We start from the raw sequence: 20,652 nt of genomic DNA on the forward strand, positions 1-20,652 counted from the left end.
CCCCCCCCCCCACACCCCCCCCCCCCCACAAGGGGGGGGGCGGCGGGGGCGCCCCCCCCCCCCCCCCGCCCCCGGGGGGGGGGGGGGGGGGGGCGGGCGGGCGCCCCGCTGCGCTCGCACCTCAGGATGAGGGAGGCCGTGCGACGGTGCCCAAATCTGCGACGTTTCAGAATCTAGCCTGAACGGCACAACGGCCCTCATCCTGAGGTGCGAGCCCGCAATACATTGAAAAGTGGCAAAAGCTTATGTCGGGCGAGCCTCGAAGGACGCACCCAGACAAAGCCCTCAATGCGGTACAGCGGCGCGATCCGAATCTCGGCCCCTCAACCCCCTTCACAGCCCGCTCTAAATCTCCGCCTGCCTGAACACCTCCGACACCCAGTCCAGGAACACCCGCAGGCGCGGCGCCACTTGGCGGTTCTGCGGATAGAGCGCCGACAGGGGCGTCGGCGGCGGTGGCGTGGCGCGCAGGATCTCCACCAATACGCCGCTGGCAAGGTCCCGCACGAAGCGATAGCGCGGCGCCTGGATCAGGCCGAGGCCGAGCCGCGCCAGGCCCGCCACCGTATCGGAATTGTTGCTGGTCACGCGGCTGGGCAGCACCACCTTGCGCACGCTGCCATCCACCATGAATTCCAGCGGCATCACTTCGCCGGTGCGCGACGACACGAAGCCCGCCATCTCGTGCCCGTCGAGATCGTCCGGACTTTGCGGCGTGCCGTGTCGTGCGAGATAGCCCGGGCTGGCCGCGGTGATCTCCTCGATCGTGCCCAGCCGCCTCAGGATCATGCCGCTGCTTGCCGGCTCGCCGGCGCGGATCGCGCAATGGATGCCTTCCCGCACCAGGTCGACCAGCCGGTCGCCTTGTCCAAGATGCAGGTCGATCAGTGGATAACGCGTCAGGAACTCCGGCAGGCGAGGCAACAGGAAAGTGTGGGTCAGCAGGCCCGGCGCGTCCACCCTGAGCTGCCCGCGCGGCTGGCCGCCGCGCAGGTCGCTTTCGGCCTCATCGAGCCGGCCAAGTATATCCAGGCAGCGCCGGTAATAGTCCTCGCCATCCGGCGTCGGCGCAACATGCCGCGTCGTCCGTTCCAGCAGGCGTGCGCCAAGATTGGCTTCCAGCGTCTTCAGCGCTTCGGTGGCGGTGGAACGCGGCACGCCGAGATCGGCCGCCGCCGCCGTGAAGCTGCGCCGTTCCACCACCTGCACGAACAGCCGCATCTGCTCGAGACGATCCATGCCTGTCTCCGCTCGCGATCCCCGCTGCCGGATCCCGGAACCACGCCTGAAACGGCCTCGGCCCGAGCCTGCCGCTCAAGATTGTTCAGGATATCCGAATAGTGATGACGGCAGAAGGCCGATTATCCCGAACGTTTCGCTCGCTATCTCATGCCCACAACACAGGAGATGACATCATGGAAAAGCAACGCGTCGCCATCGTCACCGGCGCATCCAGGGGCATCGGCGCGGCGATAGCGCAGCAGCTTGCCCGCGACGGTTTCGCCGTCGTCGTCAACTATGCGCGCGGTCGCGAAGAGGCCGAGCAGGTCGTCGCCACCATCGAAAGGGAAGGCGGCCGCGCCGTCGCCGTCCAGGCCGATATCGGCGAGGCTGCCGGCGTGCCGGCGCTGTTCGATGCCGCCGAACAGGTGTTCGGTGGTATCGATGTGCTGATCAACAACGCCGGCACCATGAAGCTCGGCGCGCTGGCCGAGGTTTCGGATGTCGATTTCGATCGCCAGCTGGCGCTCAACCTTGGCGGCGTCTTCCGCGGCATGCGGGAAGCTGCGCGGCGGCTGCGCGATGGCGGCCGCATCGTCTCCTCCTCCTCCAGCGTCGTCGGGCTCTATCAGCCGGGCTACGGCGTCTATGCCGCCACCAAGGCTGCGGTGGAAGCGATGACGCATGTCCTGGCCAAGGAACTCGGCCCCCGCGGCATCACGGTCAACGCGGTGGCGCCCGGCCCGGTTGAAACGCAGTTCTTCCTGCAGAGCAAGAGCGAGGAACAGGTGCAGGCCATCAAGGGCATGAACCCCTTCAAGCGCCTCGGCCAGCCGCAGGACATCGCCCGCGTCGTCGCCTTCCTCGCCTCGCCCGAAGCCGGCTGGATCAACGGCCAGGTCATCCGCGCCAATGGCGGCGTGATCTGAGCGGAGCAAACGCATCGCGCTGTCCCCGACGCCGAGGCTTCCCTTCGATGTTCCGGCATGGATCCCCGACACTCTCCAGTCGCTGCGCTCCTTACGAGGTCGAGGATGACGGGCTTCCTTTGCCGTCCATGCTAACAGTCACCGCTGATGCCTGGCGTCGATCATGGGCGCCCCAGGCATTGTCGCCAACTTCGGAGATCGGCCGAGGTGTTCATCGTCGCGCCGAACATCGGCGTCATCACCGACGTTGGAGATTAGCCGGGGCGCTCCTGCCCCCGTCATCCTCGACTTCGCAGGGAGCGGAGCGACTGGAGAGTGTCGGGGATCCATTCCAGAACGCCGACACTGCACGGCGGTCCAGAACAGCACACCCTTTTTATCCCTGACTCACCACCCGGCATTCACCCCATCAACCAAGGAGACCCCACCATGCCTTTCGCCAACATCAAAATCCCGCAGGCGGCCCTGTCGAAAACCCAGAAAGAAGAACTCGTCCATCGCGTCACGAACCTCTTCGTCGACTATTTCAGCGAGGCCGCGCGCCCGCACACCATGGTGCTCATCGAGGAGGTGCCGGACGGCGGCTACGGCCGCGCCGACGAGGTCTACACCATCCCCGAAGCATACCGGGCGAAAGACTGAAGTGTCTTACCCTTCCTGCGGCTTGCTCCGTCGTGAAAACCATGCCGACTTGAGGATGACACCGGTAGCCCAGCCGAGAATCCAGGGAACGACGATAATTTGGAGGATCGCGAGACCGAACGGGTCTCCAGACGACAGGTAATAGATCCACGCTGCATAGCCAGCCGCGATGATGGCAAGGACAGCCGCGACGGCACAAAACGATCTCCGCCCCGGCATGATCAGGATCAAGACAAGCGGCACGAAAAACAGGATCAGGAGATCGCTTTCCATGATGTGGTTCCTCCCTCGCCACACCTGATCGCCTATGGTCGCCATCGTCTGTGAAACCACCCACACAGGCAGCTTCTATCGGGATCGAGCCGTTCAACAGTCCAGTTATCTGACGGCTTGAGGCAGGCCGCGATCACCGTCTTTCTTGGCCCCTACCGGCACTTCAGCTTCAGCTTGGCCTGCAGCCTCACTTTCAGCGCCAGCTCCGTCTGGCCGGCTTTCTCCAGCTTCTTCTGGTAGTCCGCGAGGTCCTTGCATTTCCGGGCCACGTCCTTCGGCTGGGCTTTCGCGACCTCATTGGCCTTCCTCGCAGGCGCCGCGCGTGCTGTCCTCTGCTTTCGCTGGCAAACATCGGCTCTGGCCGAAGCCGCCTTGGCCAGCCGGTCGGCCTTCACGCTGCGCACCGAATCCCCCATCAGCCGGAAGGCCTCTGCGGCCTGCGAGAACCGCCCCGCCGCCACCATCTGGTCCGTATAGGTGCAATAGCGCGCCGCCGCCGCGCCCGCCGTCAGGAACGACTGCGCATCCTTCTCTCGCGCCGCGCGCTTCTTCTTCGCGTCGAGCTTCGAATAATTCGGCTCCGGGTCCTTGCCGGGGTTGGCCGACTGGCTGGTGCGGATGCCGGTTCGCAGGCTGGCGTCCCAGCTGCAGACCTCCGACGACGCGCTCTGCCTGTAGGTCCCGCTCATGTCGTCGCCGACGACCGTGCCGGTGAAGTTGCTGACATTGCCGAAGGCATTGGTCGTGCTGAACCGAACCGACCGGCCACGCGCCGAGCCCGAGGTGACCGTGCCGTTGGTGACGCCGCCGGAGATGCTCCCGTCGCGGCCGACAGTGATGTTCAGGCTGCCCCTGCCGTAGGAGCATTGGATCGAGCCCATCCATATGCCGGAGATGTCGACGGCATGCGCGTCGAGAACGCCGAGCACCGAAGCGCCGATGAATGTCATGGCCCCAAGCAGCCGCATGATGATCTCCCTGCGAATCCCGGACAGGATTGCTGGAGATGGAACCCGCTTGCATGCCCCATCTGGGGGATCAGACGGATGCCGGCGAGCGCGGCATCCGTCGTCGGTTCAGAACGACAGTGTCGCGGCGCCGTTCTTGATCAGCTCATGCATGCCGCTGGCGCCCGCGATGATCACCCCGTCGATCAGGTCTGCCTGCTCGTAACCCCGGCTTTTCACGCAAGGCGTGCAGGCCCACAGCGTGCCGCCGCGTTTCAGGAAGTCGGCGATCAGGTCGGCCAGCGGTTCCAGCGGCTTGACATGGGTGGTGTCGGCAGCACGGCGGCGCACCAGGTCGACGCCGGAGCTGGTGAGGAAGACGGAGACTTTCAGCCCGGCGGTCATGCCGCCATTGGCGATGGTGAAGGCTGCTGACGACAGTTCGTGGTCGATGCCGTGGGTGATGAGCACGACAAGGTTCTGGGTGGTCATTGCGGATTTCCTTTGGTTCAGATGTTGGCGGTGGTCGGGTCGATCATGCGGCGCACCGGCATCACGCGGTCGGCGGGAAAGCCGCTCAAGCGGGCATGTTCGCGCACGGCCTCTTCATCTTCGGCGAGATAAACGCAGACGATGCAATCGTCGGTGACGAAGGAATTCACCCACTGCGCGCGGGCTGCCATTTCAGCCAGCACTTCATTGGATTTCCGTGCGGCCTGGCAGAATTCTGCGTCGCTCATACCGGCAACGCCCGGCATGTCGCGTTCGATCAGATAGCGGTTCATTGCTGCCTCCCTTCAGCGCAGGGTTCTGTCGGCTTTTCGCCCGGTCTTCTGCACTGCCCGGCAAGCATGCGGCCGGCGCATGTCCGCTTCCATGCCTGGGACACCGGACTTCTTGCCCGATCGTCCGGCTGGGCCTATCGTTGTGGCAGGGCTGACGCGGGGGCGCCATGATGGATGTGCTGTCCGATATTCTCGGCGCGGTGCGGATTTCGGGTTCCGTGCTCTTCCAGGCCGAGTTCTGCGCGCCCTGGGCGCTGTCATCGCCGCACACGCAGGTCTTCGCGCCGATGTTCGTCGCCAATGCCCGGCGCATGATCCTGTTCCACATCATCGCCGAGGGCCATTGCTACGCCGAGACCGAAGACGGCGCGCGGCTGGAGCTTGCTGCCGGCGACATCCTCGTCCTGCCCTATGGCGACGCGCTCGCCATGGCCGACCGGCCCGGCAAGAAGCCCGAACCTGTCTTGCCGCTGCTGCCGCCGCTGCCGTGGGAGAAGCCGCCGGTGCTGCGCCATGGCGGCAATGGCGACATGACGCGCATCGTCTGCGGTTTCCTGCATGCCGACGAGGCGCTGCTCCATCCGATGCTGGCGCGCATGCCTGCCATGCTGCGTATCCGCTGGGGCGAGCACCAGCCCCGACTGCAGGGGGTGGTCAGCTATGTCATCGAGGAGGCCACCGCGGCGCGTCCCGGTGCTGCCTGCCTGCTGACGCGCCTGGCCGACATCATGTTCGTCGAGATTCTGCGCCAATATGCCGAACAGCAGGAGGCCGGTGACAATGTGCTGGCGGCCCTGCGCGATCCCGTCGTCGGCCGTGCCCTGGCGCTGATCCATCGCGAGCCGGCGCGGCCCTGGACGGTCGATCATCTCGCGGGCGAGGTCGCCGCTTCACGCTCGACTTTCGCGGAGCATTTCAGCCGGCTGCTCGGCGTGCCGCCAATCCAGTATCTGGCCAATTGGCGCATCCAGCTCGCCGCCCGCCGGCTCGCCGACACGGCCGATTCCACAGCCGCCATCGCCGCCCAGATCGGCTACGAGTCCGAACCCGCCTTCAACCGCGCTTTCAAGCGCCACACCGGCCTGCCGCCGGCAGCCTGGCGGCGGCAGGCGAGGCGGGCATGATCGGAACGGCTTGCAGAAGCTAGAGCATTTTGTAGTCGAGTGGAATCACTTGGCGTTACAAAAATGCAGCGAAAACAAAAGCTTAGAGCGTTTCCGCGTTTCCGTGAAAAACGGAAACGCTCTAGCAGGGAAACTTGGCCACCATCGCATCCAGCAGATGCCTCGGGAATGCATGGATGCCGTCGATCTGGATATAGGGCCGTTCCTCCACCCAATTGCTGAGGATCGCGATCTGTTCGTCGACCGACAACGGGGTAGAAGGCGGCCTGCAATAAAGCCGCGGCTTGCCTTCTACCGTCAGCCGGGCATTCACCCAGTCCAGCGTGTGCGATGACGCGTTCACCACCATGCGCACATCCGGCGACTTGATCTCCGCCATCATGGTCTTCATCGTCGGCTCGTCTTCGGCCATGGCGGGAAGAGCGACCAGCCCGCACAGCATTCCGAGCACTGCCTTGTTGCGCTTCGACATCGTCCCTCGCTGTCTCTCCCCGGCCGCTACTGGCTGATGCCGCTCGGCCGGTAGGCTTTTGCGCGTGGCGGTGGTGGTATGTAGCCCCCGCCGCCACCGCCGCTGTTCATGCCCTGCACGATGGCGGCGCCCAGGCCGATCGCGCCGATGACCGTGTCGAGCGTATCGCTGCCGCCGGACGAGGAACTGGTCTGCGGGTAGGCATCCGCGCCGCCGTCGCTCAGCGTCGTGCGGAACGTTCCGCCGCATTTGATGCAGCAGCTGTTGCAGGCTTGCTTGCCGCCGCGCCCCGATCCCCAATAGGTGGTCTGGTGGTCGCGCCACGCGCCGAAGCAGATCTTCTCGCCGGGCTGGCAGGTCAGGTTGTAGGTTTCCGTGCCTGAAAGCACATATTGCTTGCCGCCGCCCGGCCAGGCAGCGTTGCGCGTCTCGGAGAAGAAACCGAGCCCGAGTGTGTAGCGGTCATTGCTGGTGATGATGAAGGTCGCCGTTCTCTTGCGCCGGGCTGCTTCCTGCGCTCGCGCCCTCTCAGCGGCCGCGGCCTGCTGGTCGGCTTGCTGCGAAGTGGAATTGTCCGGCTCGGATGACGCCACCGGGCCGTCGCTGCCGGCCGTATTGTCGGTCTTGGTGCACTTCCAGCCGTCGTCATATTTGTTGAAGCCGAGCTCTTTCAGCTTGCCGGTGAAGGTGGTTTCCTCGAAGTCCTCGACGAGGCGCTTGACGTTGGTGAAGGCGCGGCCGAGCGCAACCTTCCTCGCCTTCTCCTCCCGGTCCGCTCTGGCGCAGGCAATGCCGGCGAACTTCAGGCGCGTACCGCCGAGCCGGTATTTCTCCAGCTTCGGCCAACGCGGATCGTCGCTGACGCGCAGGCTCGAATAGCCGTCGATGGAGCCCACCTCCATATATTTGCACGAGACCTGCACCCGGCCGACATCGTCGCCGCCGCATTCATATGGCGACGCCATGCGGTATGTCGGAACATGCTTGTAGTCGTCCATGTTGCCGCCGAATGCGGTTCCGCACGTTGCGGCCGCGCCCGCTGCTGCCAAAAGCAGTTGCCTGAAAAGCATAAGGCCCCCCTTTGCTCGGTTTCAGGCATTTCAACGATTGTCCGATGCCGCCAACAACTCCCATTTGGGAGCGCAATCTCCGGCACCCATGAGGATGCCGGGGCACCAACGGCGCCGAAGCCAAATGAAGCCCGTCATTCTCGACCTCGCAGGGCGAAGCGACCGGAGTGCCGGGGACCCATTCAGGAACGCAGAAATGAATGGCCGAAGCGTCTTGCCTGCATTCGGGCAGATCGGGCGTTGGAAACGTCCTAGCTGAACCGCGACAGCAGAAGCATCAGTTGGCTTTGGCGTGGCGACTCCGTCTTGTGCAGGATCGATTTCATCCGCGTCCGGGCCGTCTCGACCGAAAGTTTCTGGCTATCGGCAATCTCGCTCACGCTTTCGCCCGCCAGCAGCTTGCGGCAAAAGACGATCTCCGCTTTCGTCAGGCCGAACAGCGGCGCGAGATTGGCGAGCTCCGGCACCTCCTGCGCCAGCGGCTTGAGTTCCGTCACCAGGACCAGCACCAGTTTCTGCGGCGGCAGCAGCGACAGGATGCCGGACGTCTCTGCACCGGCTTGCAAGGGGGCCAGCACGATTTCCCAGGCGGTGCCGGCATTCCGGAAGGCCAGGGTCGAACGCTCGCTGGCGCCAGCGTTCGCCATCGCCCGCAGCAACTGTCCGAAGCGCACATCGGCTTCCTTGTCGGAAAGGCAGACGCGCCGCCGCAACGCCGAAACCGGGCTGCCTTTGGAGAACAGCTCGGCCGCTTGCGCATTGGCATCGCGCACCGTGCGATTGGTGTCCACCACGAAGGCGGCGCAGCGCGACCGCTCCAGAAGCGCTGCGCCCGACAGGGCCAGTTCGGAGCGCTTCCTGAGCAGCCGGGCCAGCGAGATCGAGCGGTCCACGGCGCTCTTGACGCGGTTCAGCACTTCGACGGCGGCGGCTTCGTAACGATCCGACTGGGACAGGGGATAGTGCATCAGGAAGGTGACGATCTCGCCCTGGCCGCCGACGAGCTTCAGGCCCGCGGCGGCTTCGACGTCCTTCTGCGGTTTCAGCCAGTCGTTGTAGAATTCCGTGCGGTCGAACGAGCGCGCCGGCGCCACCACTTCCGAGGCGGCCACGGTGCCGTTTCGGATGTTTTCCCAATATTCCGTCCAGGGATTGATGAAGGCAAAATGCTCTGCATAGGATTTAAGGAAATCGGGGGCGATGTTGTGCGTCGCCAGGAAGCTCATGTCGGTCTGGCTGTAGTTGATGTTCCAGAACGCGCCGAACGAGCCGGGAAAGGCTCGCGCCAGGGCCGAAGGAACGTCGTTCCAGTCCCCTGAATCGAAAGCCGCCCGGTCGATGGCTTCGGAAACATCGCGCGCGATCGCAGCGACGCGCGCTTCGTCATAGTTGACAACAGCCCTCATCAAGCAGCGCCCCTTCGCTGCAACTTGCCCGTGTTCGATCTTGGCCCTTTTTGGTTGCGTTGACCATCCCCCATCTGGGGGATGACAAGCCCTCGGGGCATGCCCGGATTTTGCAGCAGTGCATGAGTGCTGGTCTTGCCAGCGATTTTCCTCTCCGACCCGATCGTGGTAAAGAGGAACGGTCATACAGCGCTCCGCGGGGAAGAATGAGCGTTATATCAGGCAGCGACGACACGGCCCGGTTGATCGAGGAGCTGGAGTGGGCAGCAGACAACCTTGCCGAGCTGCCGCCGCGCGACGTCGCCATGCTGCTTCGGCGTGCCGCCCTGCAGCTCCAGATCAGGCCGACCGCCGTCGACGTCGACAAGGCGCTGCAGAGCATGATGGACACGCTCGACCGCGCTTATGACGCACAGCTGCGCGCGAAGTAGCCGGGCTCTCGGCAGGCACGGCGTGGATTTGACCATCGAAGTCGCTCCGCCGGAGGCCAAGTTCCCGTAGTTCTCTGTCAGTCAGATCGAGCAGGTCCAAACGGCTGCGTCTCCTCGCTCTTTGCCGATGATACCAGTCCAGCATCAGCAGCAGACATCGCCGGATATTTCTTAGCGAGCACCATTGGCGCGTCGGTTTTTCGGGTGAGCGCATCAAATAACCTCGTAGACCTCATGTTCGACGCCGCCCGGACAGCGCCCGCCCTTGGCGACCGAGACGATCCTGTTCAGCCAGTCGTGGGCTGGAGCCGCGGTTTCGAAATAGGGCGTGATGCGCAGGTAATATTCCGAGGCGTCGACAGGCTCGTTGCGCCGCAGCCGCTCGTCGATCTCGCGGGACGCATGCCTCACGCCACGATAGGTCATCAGCACCAGCCCGCCATCGTCTGCGACGAGCAACAGCCGGACATCCTGTTGGAACGTGCCGTCGGGGCGGGCGAGAAGCAGGTCGGAGCCGATCAGCGGGGAGACCGTGCCGCCGATGCGTTCACCGCGAAAATGGCCGCCCGAGACGGGAAAGATGCGCCGGCCACCCGCCGGTGTCTGCCCGAGGTCCAGTGTCGGGTGGAGCGCGATGAATAGCGTGAACAGATGACGCGATTGCAGCAGCACGGTCGATCTCCTATTTTGTGGCCGACATGTGCGCTCAAGCTTGCTGCTTTCAAAACGCGCATTGCTTGTGTGCTTCACAAGAGAAACTGATCATGCGGCCATCCCTGGAATCCCTGCGGGTCTTTGAGGCGTGCGTGTCGGCGGGTAGTTTCGCGCGCGCGGCCGAGCGCCTGTTCCTGACACCGGCGGCGGTCAGCCTGCGCATCCGCACCCTGGAGGCGGAGCTTGGCCAGCCCTTGTTCGAACGTGTCGGCCGTCGCGTCGTCCCGACGGCCGCCGCCTCCGTTCTGGCCGGCCGGGTTCAGGAAGCCTTGTCGGCCGTCGCCGATGCGCTGGCGGAATTCCAGGCCGCCACGCCGCCGCTTCGGCTGACCGCGCCGCCGACCTTTGCCTCGCGCTGGCTCGCCCCGCGCCTGGCGCGCTACGTTTCCTCCGCTTCCAGCATCGAGATCGATGTCTCGGCCGATGTGCGCGATGCGCACGCATTCGACGTCGCGATCAGGACGGGACGCGGCGGCTGGCCTGGGCTCGACGAATACCGGCTCACGCCCGTCGAAGTGACGCCGATGCTGGCGCCATCCCTGCTCGGTGGCGGCATTCTGGACGCCGCCGCCACCTTGGCCGATTTCGACCTCCTGCCGCACCCCGATTGGGATCGCTGGTTCGCGGCGGCCGGGTACGGGACGCCGCCCGGCCTGCGTTTCGCCGCGGTCGACTATCCAACGCATGAGCTGGACGCCAACGCCGCCGTTGCCGGGCTCGGCGTGGCGCTGCTGTCGCCTTCGTTGTTCGCGCCGCTTCTGACCTCCGGGCAACTGGTCGCGCCTTTCTCCTGCGTCCTGAGCGGCCCGGCCTGGCATTTCGCGCTGGTGCGCGCGGACGACGCTCGTCTGGCGCCGCGGCAACTGTGCGCCTGGCTGTGTGAGCAGGCGCGGGAAGCAGCGTAAGCGCAATGGTCGTCAATGAGGGAATTCGCGGTCCACGCGCATCAGGTTGGATAAATTCCGCGAACTGCAAAGGCGCGCGCGGTCAGCCGGATCGAGCCGTCGCGCTCGATCGGCAACCTCGCATGCAGCCGGTCGCGTAGCGTCGCCCGCCGCTCGTCGGACAGCGTGCCGCAATAGGTCGGTGCTGGACCCTGCCCACCGAGAAAAGGCCGCCAATAGTCGTCGAAGTCCCGGAAGACGCATGGTACCTCGATGATACGATCTTCGACCTGGTCGAGGCCGCAATCGCGAAACAGCGAAAGCAGGGATGCCGGATTGCAGTTCGGGAAGCGCCGGGCTTCATCCAGCTGTTCTGCGGCAGGATCGAGAGCTGTCGCCGCGTCCCAGAAATGCCGTATGGGCTGCATCCCGTCGGCATAGTCCCAGACATAGGCCGCAGCGGTGCCGCCCGGGCGCAGCACACGCTTCATTTCAGCCACCGCCAGGGCGGGAGCGGGAATGAAGTTGAGCACAAGGGCGGCCGCCACGGCCTCGAATGCACCATCGGCAAACGGCAATGCCTGCGCGTCTCCCAAGCGAAACGCCGCACGCGGGTCTTTCGCCCGGTCCTGCGCGTAACCGAGGAAGCCTTCGGACGGATCGAGGCCGGTGACGCTGGCGGGCGCGGCGCGTGAGAGAACGGTCTGCATCAAGGCTCCGGTGCCGCAGCCCACGTCCAGCCACCGCGCCCCCGCGGGCACTCCCAGCCAGTCTATGAATTCATCGGCAACAAGCCGGCTCCAACGGCCGACAAAGGGTTCGTAGGCATCTCCGATCGCCCAGACGTCGGACAGACCTGGCGGTTCCGTAGCCGCGAAATTGGTCATATGTGTTCTCCACCAATGGGGCGCAGGTCGACAGGGGACACTGTCTCACATGCGCCGCTGGCTTGATGTGATCTTGCCCACGCTCTAATCGGATTGCCGAATGCCGATGCCGGCGTAATGGCTGCCCAACAGCCAGAAGGCGGGCGGAAATTTCTCGTGCCACGAGTCTCGAATGTCGAAGCGGGCATCGGCGACAAGTTGGAACGGGTCGCGGTTGAGCTTGCAGCCCCCGGCAAGTGCGCCCCAGGCTCGGTTGAGCCGGTCCTGCAGCCTTCTGCGCCAATTGGCATTGGCCTGCCCGTGTTCGAGGAAGATCAGCCGCCCGTCGGGTTTCAGGATGCGCCGGATTTCCGCCAGCGCCGCTTCCGGCTGCTGGACAGTGCAGAAGGCGTAGGCGACGACCACCGTGTCGGCCAGCCCATCTGCCAGCGGCATGCTTTCGCCGCGAGCCTGAAGGCATTCGACATCGAACGGCATGGCGCGGCGTTTGGCCAGCGCGAGCATGGTCCCGTCGGGATCGACGCCGATGAGCCGCGTCACCTTGACTGCATCGTAATAGGGAAGGTTCAGGCCCGACCCGAAACCGACTTCGACCACGACGCCCTGCGCATGCGGCACCATGCGCCGCCGCATGCGCGAGAAGGCCTCCGACGAGCAGCCGGCATGGACGAGATACGGTGCAATGCGTCGTCCGTACCAGGAGAGACACGACCGGCACATGGCTCAGCTCCTTTCCATGGTACGGGCGCCGACACGCCGTAAGAACCCGTCGACCGCCGGCACGATCGCGCCGGCATCGAGAAAGGCCGTCACATGGTTCTTGTCTGCGAGGGGCAGGAATTCGCCTTTTGCCAGTTCCGCGAACTTACGGACATACGCCCAGCGTGGGTCGAGCAGACCGCTGATCGCAAGCACGGGGATATCGAGCGTGGCAAGGGCGGCCGAGAAATCGGGCCTGTCGCCGGCAAGGCTTGCCTGAATGGCGGCCAGATCGTTGGCCCGGATGCGCCGGCAGCTGTTCGGCGACAAGTCGGGAACCAACTGCGTCAGGAAGGCGAGCCAGGCTTCGAAATCATCCTTGAAGGCGGCCCGCAAGGGGGCGAGATCCTCTGCGAAGGGGTGTGCGCCATTGACGATCAGCGCGTTGACACGATCGGGATGGTAGGCGGCGGTGGCGAGTGCCACCATGCCGCCCATCGAATGTCCCATGAGCGCGGCACGCCGGATGCCGGCGTGATCGAGGACGGCAGCGACGTCCGCGGCCCGCCTGCGGCCGGAATAGGAGGACGGGTCGTGCGGCTTGCCGCTGTGTCCATGACCGCGGCAGTCGATGAGGATCAGCCGCCATCCACGCTTCAGGAGCGGCTCGACATAGCCCGCTTCGTGCCAGGCTTCACCGCTCTCGGTGACGCCGTGCAGCAGCACCAGCGGTTCGCCTTGGCCGAGGTCTGCATAGGCTATCGGGATGCCATCCTCGGCAACGGCCTTGGAAAGGCGGTGAAGGCTGGGTGTATTGACCGGTGACATTTCTCGCTCCAGAAAATCTTCGGGGTCGGCCCGAAGTCGTGGGAGCCAATAGACGGCCGGCGTCCCCCCAGCGTCCCCTGGTGAAGAGTGCGGATCGATGGAGCGGTTGGAATTTCGGCTTCTGGGCTTTCCGGAGTTCCGCATGAACGGGCTGCGGGTGTCGCTTGCCTTGCGCAAGGCCGCCGCACTCCTCATCTTCCTCGCCGAAGCTGGTGGAGCCGTCTCACGCGAGACCGTCGCCACGCTGCTATGGCCCGAAGCCGGCGAAGAGACGGCCCGGGCGCGCCTGCGGCGCACCCTCTATAAAATCCGCATCGCCTTCGCCGGGGAGCTCGTCGTTGCAAGCGGCACCACGCTCAGCCTCCGCCCCACGCTCGCGGTCGACCTCGACACCAGAGCCTTTGAAGATGCCTGCGACAGCGGTTCCCTTGAAATCGCGGCCGGCACCTACACGGGCGATTTTCTTGGCGGCTTTGCCCTGCCGGGCTGTCAGGAATTCGAGGAATGGGCTTTCTTCAGGCGCGAGGCCTTGCGCAGCCGGCTGGCGCAGACGCTGGAGCGTCTGATCGAGATGCAGATCGCCGCTGGCGACGCCCGTGCTGCGATCGTGCATGCGACGCGTCTGGTGGGGCTGGATCCTCTGAGCGAAAGCGCGCATCGTCACCTGATCCGCGCCCACCTCGCAGCCGGCGACAGGGTTGCGGCCGAGCGCCGGCTCGAAGCATGCGCCCGGCATTTGCGGGATGAGCTCGGAGTGGCCCTTGACCCCGCCACCCTGGCCCTGTTGCAAGAACCGGGCAAGGCCATTGAAGCGCCGCGAACGCGCTATGTCGAAGTGGATGGTCTCCACCTTGCCTACCAGACCGTCGGCGATGGTCCGTTGGACATTGTGCTCGTTCCGGGTTTCGTGTCGCATGTGGAGCGGATCTGGGAGGATAGCCGCTGCCGTTCCTGGATCGCCGCGGTTTCGCGCATCGGTCGCCTCATCCTGTTCGACCGGCGCGGCGTCGGTCTCTCCGACCGGATCGGAGAGCGTCCGACCGTCGATGCGACCGCAGGGGATATATTGGCGGTGATGCAAGCGGCCGGAAGCCGTCGCGCTTTGCTGGTCGGATCTTCAGAGGGCGGGCCCGGCTGCATCCGCTTCGCGGTCGACCATCCCGACCGTCTCGTCGGGCTCGTGCTCTGGGGCTCCCTTGCCAAGGGCAGCCGCACGCGCGACTACGCTTTCGCCTTGACGGACGAGCAGTACGAGCTGTGGCGTCGACGCCTGATCGCCGACTGGGGCGGACCGGCGGAGATCGAGACCTTTGCCCCAAGCCTCGTCGGCGACCGCCAGGCGGAAGCCTGGTGGGCCGGGTTGCTGAGGGCGGCCTCCAGCCCAGGCGCTGTGACGGGTGTGCTCGAAGCGCTGCGCGACACCGACGTCCGCCATCTGCTCGCAAAGGTCTCGGTCCCGACAACGGTACTGCATCGCGCGGGCGATCGCGCCGTCCACTCGGAGGCGGGCCGGTTCCTTGCTGCGAACATACCGGGTGGGCGGTTCGTGAAGGTGGACGGCAACGACCATTGGTTCTGGGTCGGCGACCAGACCCCGCTTATCCGCAGCATCAGCGAGTTTGCGGATCGCACCCGATGAGGTGGCTTTGTCGAGGAGTTGCGACGAACGGGCTGCCGTGAAGCAGCCCGCGAAAAACTCCGAAAGATCGAGCGAGGAGGTGTGCCCTTCGCTCTTCAATGCTCGTGGGCGACGATCGGAACCGGCTTGCCGGTGGAGTCGTAGAGCTTGCCGTCGAGGAAATAGTCGCCCTCGTGCAGGCAGGCGATGTCCTGGTAGCGCAGCGTGCGTTCCATGCCGGCGACGAATACTGATTGCTGGTCGGAATTGCCGGTCCGGAAGTGGTTGAATAGCAGGTTCATGGCAATCGCCATCACCGCCGCCGAACTGATGCCCGAATGGAAGATGGTGGCGAACCAGGCCGGGAAGTGTTCGTAGAACTGCGGCGCGGCGATTGGGATCATGCCGAAGCCGAGCGATGTGGCGACGATGATCAGGTTCATGTTGTTGGTGTAGTCGACCTTGGACAAGGTGCGGATGCCGCTCGCGGCCACCGTCCCGAACAGCACCACGCCGGCGCCGCCGAGCACGGAAGGCGGCACCGCCGCGATGATCCTGCCCATCACCGGCAGCAGTCCGAGCGCGATCAGGATCGCGCCGGCGCTGGCCACCACATAGCGGCTCTTCACGCCGGTGACGGCGACGAGCCCGACATTCTGGGCGAAGGCGCTCTGCGTGAAGGAGCCGAACAGCGGCGCCAGCGAACTCGACAGCATGTCGGCGCGCAGCCCGTCGCCGAGGCGGCGGGAATCGACCTTGGTGCCGATGATCTCGCCGACCGCCAGCACGTCGGCCGATGTCTCGACCAGCGTCACGATGATGACGATGAGCATCGAGATCGTCGCTGCCACGCCGAACACCGGCAGCCCGAAATGGAAGATCGTGGGCAGGGCGAAGAAGGGCCCGTCGGCGACCTTGGAGAAGTCCGTCATGCCGAGCGCGGCGGCGACGAAGGTGCCGATGATCATCGACAAAAGGATCGACAGCCTGGAGATCGAGGCATTTCCCAGCTTGCTGAGCAGAAGCACGATCAGCAGCGTCAAGGCCGCCAGGCCGATATTGGCCATTGAGCCGAATTCCGGTGAGGCGCTGTTGCCCCCCATCGCCCAGCGTGCCGCGACGGGCATCAGCGTCAGCCCGATCGTGGTGATGACGATGCCGGTCACCAGCGGCGGGAAGAATTTGGTGATGCGGGAAAACACCGGCGTGATCAAAAGGCCGATCAAGGAGGCGGCGATCACCGCTCCGAACACCTGGGGCAGTCCGCCGCCGCCGGTCACGATGGCCGTCATCGTGGCGACGCCGGCAAAGGACACGCCTTGCACCAGCGGCAAACGGCAGCCGAAGAAAGGCACGCCGAGGGTCTGCAGCATCGTGGCCAGCCCGCCCGCAAACAGCGAGGCCGTGATCAGAAGCCCGATGTCGTTCGGCGAAAGACCTGCGGCCTGGCCGACGATCAGCGGCACGGCGACGATGCCGCCATACATGGTCAGCACATGCTGGAAGCCGTAGGCAAGGTTGGCGAAGAGGCCGAGATGCTCGTCCTCCGGCCGGTGCAGTTCCTGCACCTGCGATAACGTTGCGGTCAAACTGGTCTCCTCCCCTGCTTGAACGAAATACGCTCCTTCATTGTCGATGACATGCGCGCAAGAGATTAGACCTGCTTTCGGCGAAGCTTTTTAAGTCTGAGGGCGGTAATCGCCGCCAGCCTGATCGCGTGCCGCACCGCCGTGCCGACACCTCGCACAGTGTGTGTTTCGTCGGGCTGGCGCCGCCGGCTCAGTGCCTGAACTGGGACACCAGGTCCTTGAGCAGATTGCTCTTCGGCATCTTGTCCAGCGGAAGTTCGGCCGCCTCGAACCACGTTTTGTCGGCCTCCGGATGCGGCCCGCTCAGCACGACGGTGCCTTTCTTGAAGGAATAGCGCGCCGCCGCGATGTCGCCGTTCCCATAGGCAGCGGTCTGTTGGAAGCCCGGCGCCTTGCTCGCCGGAAGGTAGGGCCCGTCCTGGTAGTAGACCATATCCTTTCGCCCAGCCCATTCGACGTCGATTGCCGCATCCTCGATGGTCTTGACCGGGAAGCCGGGGCGTCCGACCTCGGAAGCAAGATCGTACGGGATCAGGCCGAAATTCGCGTCGTCTGCCAGATAGGCACCCATGCACAGGCCGAGATAGCCGCCGCCCTGGGCGACGAAGCCGCGAATGGCATTGATGCGGGCCTTGCCGAGGCTGTTCAGCGCAGCCGGAATGTCCTGGCCACCGCCCGGCTGCACATAGATGTCGAAGCGCGACAGCGTCTCGGGCGAGATGTCGGTCTTCTCGCCCTTGCCGACAAATTCCACACGATAGGCCGGGTCGAGCTTCTCGATCGATGTCTTGGCCGTTTCGGAGCAGCCCTCGCAGGCCGCTGGACCGCGGTACACCGCTACATGGACGGTCTTGGCGTGGGCCGGCATTGCACCAAGCACCACTCCGGCGGCCAACAACGTAGCGAGTTTCATGACCGGGATGCCCTTTTTGGATTGCTGCCCTGTTCTCGGGGAGCTTTCCGGCCAAGTTGCGGCGGCATTTCCCATGCAGCGGCCATTTGTTTTTGCGCAAAAATAAATGCGGATTTCGCAAAGTCGGGTTCGCAGCACCAGCGATCGGCTGCGGCCTCGCTCCTGTGGCAAGATCGTGAAGGGATCTGGAAGTTTGGAAGCTTCCATTTGGCAAGCGGAGGTTTGAACGGTGCATGGACCAAAGATTTTTTGTCAGATGGGCTTGCCAATTCTGTCGGGATCACTCTAGTTTATGCGCATAAATAGAGAGAGCCGATGACAGTTTCCCAATTTCCCCTGATCGAAATCCATGGAACCCCGCGCGAGAGGGGGCGCCAGTACGGGCAGGCTGCCGCCGAGAGGATCAAGCGCGGCGTCTCTCACTACCTGAAGCAGTTCGCCGATTGCGGCCTCGATGGTCGCGGCATCCGCAGCCACGTCGAAAGCTACCTGCCGCGCATCCACGCCTATGACGGCGATCTGGTCGAAGAGATGAAGGGCATCGCCGAGGGCGCCGGGATCGATTTTGATTCCGTGGTGCTGCTCAATGCCCGCACCGAACTGCTGCACGAGGCGCTGGAGGTTCAGAAGCGGGCGAGCGAGCGCGAGCAGAACTCTCCCGATGGATGCACGGGCGTCGTCGTGCTGCCTTCGGCCTCGGCGGACGGGACCATCATCCACGCCACCAACTGGGACTGGAAGGCGGAATGCGCCGAAACCGCCGTCGTCCTCCAGATCAGGCGCGACGACGGCCCGGATGTGCTGATGTTCGCGGAGGCTGGCGCGGTGTCACGCGCGGGCGTCAATGCCGCCGGCATCGCCATCACCGCCAATTACATCGAGTCCGACCGCGACTTCGAAAAGCCCGGCATTCCGCTCGCTCTGCTGCGGCGCAAGGCGCTGGAGGCCGAAACCTATGCCGGCGCGATCGGCGTGATCGTCTCCACGCAGAAGCTGACCTCGAACAATCTCATCCTCAGCCATCGCGACGGCGTGGCCATCGATTTCGAATGCGCGCCGTCGGAGACTTTCGCGGTCTATCCGGACAATGGCCTGATCGTGCATGCCAACCACTGGACGAGCACGGCGGCACTGTCGAAATACAAGGATGTCGGCATTCTCGGCACGCCCGACAGCCTCTATCGCGACCTGCGCGTGAAGGAGCACCTGAAGCCGAAGATCGGCAACATCACGCGCCGGGACGTCATCACCGCCTTGCGCGACGAGTTCGGCGCGCCGCTCGCGGTCTGCCGGGCGCCGCTGCGCAAATCCGAGCGCGGCGACCTCACCGCGACCGTCGCGACGCTGATGATCGACAGCAATGCCGGCACCATGGACATCACGCCGCTTCCGGCTCTCAACCGCCAGTCGACCACCTACACCTTGTCCGCAGCGCGCAATTTGGCGGCGTGAGTCCATGCTCCGTTACGCCGCCAGCCGTCTGGGAATGACGCTGATCACCTTGCTGCTGGTCGCGGTGACGGTCTTCATCCTCATCCGGATCATCCCAGGCGACGCGGCGCAATTGATGCTGGGCGAATCCGCCAATCAGCAGCAGCTCGAAATCCTGCGCCAGCGCTGGGGCCTCGATCAGCCCTGGCCGCTGCAATTTCTCTACTGGATCGGCGGCGTGCTGACCGGCGATCTCGGCGTGTCGACCCGCACCGGCCAGGCGGTGCTGCCTCTCATCCTCGACCGCTTTGCGGTGAGTTCGATCATCGTGCTGGTGGCGGTGGCGCTGGCCGCACTGATCGCGATACCCGCCGGCATCGTCGCGGCCTGGAAACAGAACAGCGCCACCGACCTGACGGTCGTGTCGCTGGCGACGCTGCTGCTGTCCATCCCCAGTTTCTGGCTCGGCCTGCTTTTGCTCGTCGTCTTCGGCCTGAAGCTGAAATGGGTGCCGGTGCTCGGCTATGTCGGTTTCAGCGACGATTTCTTCAGAGCCGTCTCCTTCGTCATCCTGCCGATTGTGACGCTGGCCCTGATCGAGGCCGGCGTGCTCATCCGCATGGCCCGGGCCAGCGCCATCGAGGTGTTGCGCCTGGAATATGTCACCCATGCGCGCGCCAAGGGCCTGTCCGAACGGCAGGTGCTGCTGCGCCATGTCTTTCCCAACGCCTTCGCGCCGACGCTGACGCTGATCGGCCTGATGCTCGGCAACCTGCTCGGCGGCATCGCCGTGCTGGAGACGGTGTTCACCTTGCCCGGGCTCGGTCGGCTGCTTGTCGAATCGATCTATGCGCGCGACTACCCCGTCGTGCAGGGCTGCCTGCTTCTGACCGCTGCTGTCTTCGTCATCGTCAACCTGATCGTAGATCTGCTCTATCCGATCTTCGACCCACGCGTATCGGCGGTGTGATGCGATGAGCCGTAGCACCAATCTCATCCTCGGAACCGCGATCTCCGCTTTGCTGGTCACCGCAGGCGTGGTCGGGACCTTCTGGACGCCCTTCAACCCGCTGCAGCTCGACATGCTCAACCGGCTGTCGCCGCCTTCTGCGGCACACTGGCTGGGCGCCGACGAATTCGGGCGCGACATACTGAGCCGGCTGATGGCGGGTGCCAGCACCAGTCTCGGCATCGCCGCCGTCACGGTCGCGATCGCGGTCACCATCGGCACGGTGATCGGGCTTTTGGCCGGCAGCCTGCGCGGCCGCGTCGACAGGCTCGTCATGGTGTTCACCGATGCCTTGCTCGCTTTTCCCGGCATCCTGCTCGCGCTGGCGCTGATCGTCATCACCGGCGCCGGGCGCAACGGCATCGTCATCGCGCTGTCGCTGGCCTATGCGCCCGGGGTCATCCGGGTGGTGCGCGGCGCGGTGCTGTCGGTGCGCGAGAAGGAATATATCGAAGCCTCGCGCGTCATCGGCAATTCCGAACTCTACACCATGGTGGCGCACATCCTGCCCAACTGCCTGGCACCGATCTCGGTGTTCGCGACGTCGATGTTCGGCTGGGTGATCCTTGCCGAAAGCGCGTTGTCGTTCCTCGGGCTCGGCGTGCCGCCGCCGGCGCCGACCTGGGGCAACATGCTGGCCGCCAGCCAGCCCTATTTCGAGAATGCGCTGTGGCTGAGCCTCGCGCCCGGCGCCTGCATCTCGCTGGCGCTGCTGGGAACCAACCTTCTGGGCGATGCCCTGCGTGACCGTCTCGACCCGCGCATGGCGATGGCATGAGC

General features: G+C 64.9%; 24 protein-coding genes. 10 read left to right on the forward strand and 14 right to left on the reverse strand.

All coding sequences use genetic code 11. From position 1 onward, the window contains the following. Nucleotides 1–182 (forward strand): hypothetical protein (locus tag L4923_RS27235; protein WP_239370243.1); only part of this gene is annotated, 182 nt, incomplete at its 5' end. A 163-nt stretch (nt 183–345) separates the two neighbouring features. Here L4923_RS27235 and L4923_RS27240 read toward each other — a convergent pair. Continuing rightward, nucleotides 346–1,239 (reverse strand): LysR family transcriptional regulator, encoded by an 894-nt coding sequence (locus tag L4923_RS27240; protein ID WP_239370244.1) that lies wholly within the window; start codon nt 1,237–1,239, stop codon nt 346–348. A 176-nt stretch (nt 1,240–1,415) separates the two neighbouring features. Here L4923_RS27240 and L4923_RS27245 point away from each other — a divergent pair, with 176 nt between their 5' ends. Together L4923_RS27245 and L4923_RS27250 are read left to right on the forward strand one after the other, a co-directional pair. Continuing rightward, nucleotides 1,416–2,150 carry an SDR family oxidoreductase gene (locus L4923_RS27245; RefSeq protein ID WP_239370245.1) on the forward strand — a complete coding sequence of 245 codons (735 nt, stop codon included), beginning with the start codon at nt 1,416–1,418 and terminating at the stop codon, nt 2,148–2,150. Between the two features lie 429 nt (nt 2,151–2,579). Beyond that, a complete protein-coding gene (locus L4923_RS27250; protein WP_239370246.1) occupies nt 2,580–2,792 on the forward strand; it encodes a tautomerase family protein in 213 nt (70 codons plus the stop codon). A 6-nt stretch (nt 2,793–2,798) separates the two neighbouring features. Here the strand turns inward: L4923_RS27250 and L4923_RS27255 are convergent, their stop codons facing one another. From L4923_RS27255 to L4923_RS27270, 4 genes are all read right to left on the reverse strand, one after another. Beyond that, the gene (locus tag L4923_RS27255; protein WP_239370247.1) at nt 2,799–3,065 is read right to left on the reverse strand and encodes a hypothetical protein; all 267 of its coding nucleotides are present in this window, start codon (nt 3,063–3,065) and stop codon (nt 2,799–2,801) included. Between the two features lie 152 nt (nt 3,066–3,217). After that, nucleotides 3,218–4,033, reverse strand: coding sequence for a hypothetical protein (locus tag L4923_RS27260; protein WP_239370248.1), 816 nt, complete (start codon nt 4,031–4,033; stop codon nt 3,218–3,220). 108 nt (nt 4,034–4,141) lie between these two features. Further along, nucleotides 4,142–4,504, reverse strand: a complete 363-nt coding sequence (locus L4923_RS27265; RefSeq protein ID WP_239370249.1) for a DsrE family protein — start codon at nt 4,502–4,504, stop codon at nt 4,142–4,144. A gap of 17 nt (nt 4,505–4,521) precedes the next feature. Then, a complete protein-coding gene (locus tag L4923_RS27270; protein ID WP_239370250.1) occupies nt 4,522–4,797 on the reverse strand; it encodes a DUF4242 domain-containing protein in 276 nt (91 codons plus the stop codon). A gap of 167 nt (nt 4,798–4,964) precedes the next feature. Here L4923_RS27270 and L4923_RS27275 point away from each other — a divergent pair, with 167 nt between their 5' ends. Beyond that, on the forward strand, nt 4,965–5,921 hold the full coding sequence (locus L4923_RS27275; protein WP_239370251.1) for an AraC family transcriptional regulator: 957 nt from the start codon (nt 4,965–4,967) through the stop codon (nt 5,919–5,921). Nucleotides 5,922–6,042: 121 nt separating this feature from the next. Here L4923_RS27275 and L4923_RS27280 read toward each other — a convergent pair whose 3' ends face one another. The 3 genes from L4923_RS27280 to L4923_RS27290 form a co-directional block, all read right to left on the reverse strand. After that, nucleotides 6,043–6,393 (reverse strand): hypothetical protein, encoded by a 351-nt coding sequence (locus L4923_RS27280; RefSeq protein ID WP_239370252.1) that lies wholly within the window; start codon nt 6,391–6,393, stop codon nt 6,043–6,045. Nucleotides 6,394–6,419: 26 nt separating this feature from the next. After that, complete coding sequence (locus tag L4923_RS27285) at nt 6,420–7,463, reverse strand: hypothetical protein (protein WP_239370253.1); 1,044 nt, start codon at nt 7,461–7,463, stop codon at nt 6,420–6,422. Nucleotides 7,464–7,714: 251 nt separating this feature from the next. Then, nucleotides 7,715–8,869 carry a helix-turn-helix transcriptional regulator gene (locus L4923_RS27290; protein ID WP_239370254.1) on the reverse strand — a complete coding sequence of 385 codons (1,155 nt, stop codon included), beginning with the start codon at nt 8,867–8,869 and terminating at the stop codon, nt 7,715–7,717. A gap of 206 nt (nt 8,870–9,075) precedes the next feature. Here L4923_RS27290 and L4923_RS27295 point away from each other — a divergent pair, with 206 nt between their 5' ends. After that, nucleotides 9,076–9,300, forward strand: coding sequence for a hypothetical protein (locus tag L4923_RS27295; protein WP_239370255.1), 225 nt, complete (start codon nt 9,076–9,078; stop codon nt 9,298–9,300). Between the two features lie 213 nt (nt 9,301–9,513). Here the strand turns inward: L4923_RS27295 and L4923_RS27300 are convergent, their stop codons facing one another. Continuing rightward, on the reverse strand, nt 9,514–9,972 hold the full coding sequence (locus L4923_RS27300) for a DUF3237 domain-containing protein (RefSeq protein ID WP_239370256.1): 459 nt from the start codon (nt 9,970–9,972) through the stop codon (nt 9,514–9,516). 92 nt (nt 9,973–10,064) lie between these two features. Between L4923_RS27300 and L4923_RS27305 the strand changes: the two genes are divergently transcribed. Next, a complete protein-coding gene (locus tag L4923_RS27305) occupies nt 10,065–10,919 on the forward strand; it encodes a LysR family transcriptional regulator (protein WP_239370257.1) in 855 nt (284 codons plus the stop codon). A gap of 41 nt (nt 10,920–10,960) precedes the next feature. Here the strand turns inward: L4923_RS27305 and L4923_RS27310 are convergent, their stop codons facing one another. The 3 genes from L4923_RS27310 to L4923_RS27320 all read right to left on the reverse strand — a co-directional run bounded on the left by L4923_RS27310 (nt 10,961) and on the right by L4923_RS27320 (nt 13,312). Beyond that, on the reverse strand, nt 10,961–11,785 hold the full coding sequence (locus L4923_RS27310) for a class I SAM-dependent methyltransferase (RefSeq protein WP_239370258.1): 825 nt from the start codon (nt 11,783–11,785) through the stop codon (nt 10,961–10,963). A gap of 84 nt (nt 11,786–11,869) precedes the next feature. Continuing rightward, nucleotides 11,870–12,505: a class I SAM-dependent methyltransferase gene (locus L4923_RS27315; protein ID WP_239370259.1), complete on the reverse strand. Its 636-nt coding sequence runs from the start codon at nt 12,503–12,505 to the stop codon at nt 11,870–11,872. A 3-nt stretch (nt 12,506–12,508) separates the two neighbouring features. Then, complete coding sequence (locus L4923_RS27320) at nt 12,509–13,312, reverse strand: alpha/beta fold hydrolase (RefSeq protein ID WP_239370260.1); 804 nt, start codon at nt 13,310–13,312, stop codon at nt 12,509–12,511. 97 nt (nt 13,313–13,409) lie between these two features. Between L4923_RS27320 and L4923_RS27325 the strand changes: the two genes are divergently transcribed. After that, complete coding sequence (locus tag L4923_RS27325; protein WP_425531023.1) at nt 13,410–14,951, forward strand: bifunctional AfsR/SARP family transcriptional regulator/alpha/beta hydrolase; 1,542 nt, start codon at nt 13,410–13,412, stop codon at nt 14,949–14,951. 95 nt (nt 14,952–15,046) lie between these two features. Here L4923_RS27325 and L4923_RS27330 read toward each other — a convergent pair whose 3' ends face one another. Together L4923_RS27330 and L4923_RS27335 are read right to left on the reverse strand one after the other, a co-directional pair. Then, on the reverse strand, nt 15,047–16,519 hold the full coding sequence (locus L4923_RS27330; RefSeq protein WP_239370262.1) for a nucleobase:cation symporter-2 family protein: 1,473 nt from the start codon (nt 16,517–16,519) through the stop codon (nt 15,047–15,049). A 190-nt stretch (nt 16,520–16,709) separates the two neighbouring features. Then, nucleotides 16,710–17,432, reverse strand: a complete 723-nt coding sequence (locus L4923_RS27335; RefSeq protein WP_239370263.1) for a BPL-N domain-containing protein — start codon at nt 17,430–17,432, stop codon at nt 16,710–16,712. 315 nt (nt 17,433–17,747) lie between these two features. Between L4923_RS27335 and L4923_RS27340 the strand changes: the two genes are divergently transcribed. Genes L4923_RS27340 through L4923_RS27350 form a run of 3 tightly spaced genes read left to right on the forward strand, consistent with a single transcriptional unit; the run spans nt 17,748 to nt 20,650 of the window. Next, nucleotides 17,748–18,884, forward strand: coding sequence for a C45 family autoproteolytic acyltransferase/hydrolase (locus L4923_RS27340; protein WP_239370264.1), 1,137 nt, complete (start codon nt 17,748–17,750; stop codon nt 18,882–18,884). 4 nt (nt 18,885–18,888) lie between these two features. Then, nucleotides 18,889–19,833, forward strand: coding sequence for an ABC transporter permease (locus L4923_RS27345; RefSeq protein WP_239370265.1), 945 nt, complete (start codon nt 18,889–18,891; stop codon nt 19,831–19,833). Nucleotides 19,834–19,837: 4 nt separating this feature from the next. Beyond that, nucleotides 19,838–20,650, forward strand: a complete 813-nt coding sequence (locus L4923_RS27350; protein WP_239370266.1) for an ABC transporter permease — start codon at nt 19,838–19,840, stop codon at nt 20,648–20,650. Nucleotides 20,651–20,652 lie beyond the last annotated feature (2 nt).

It is taken from the genome of Terribium retamae (assembly GCF_022347545.1).
Taxonomy (GTDB): domain Bacteria; phylum Pseudomonadota; class Alphaproteobacteria; order Rhizobiales; family Rhizobiaceae; genus Mesorhizobium; species Mesorhizobium retamae.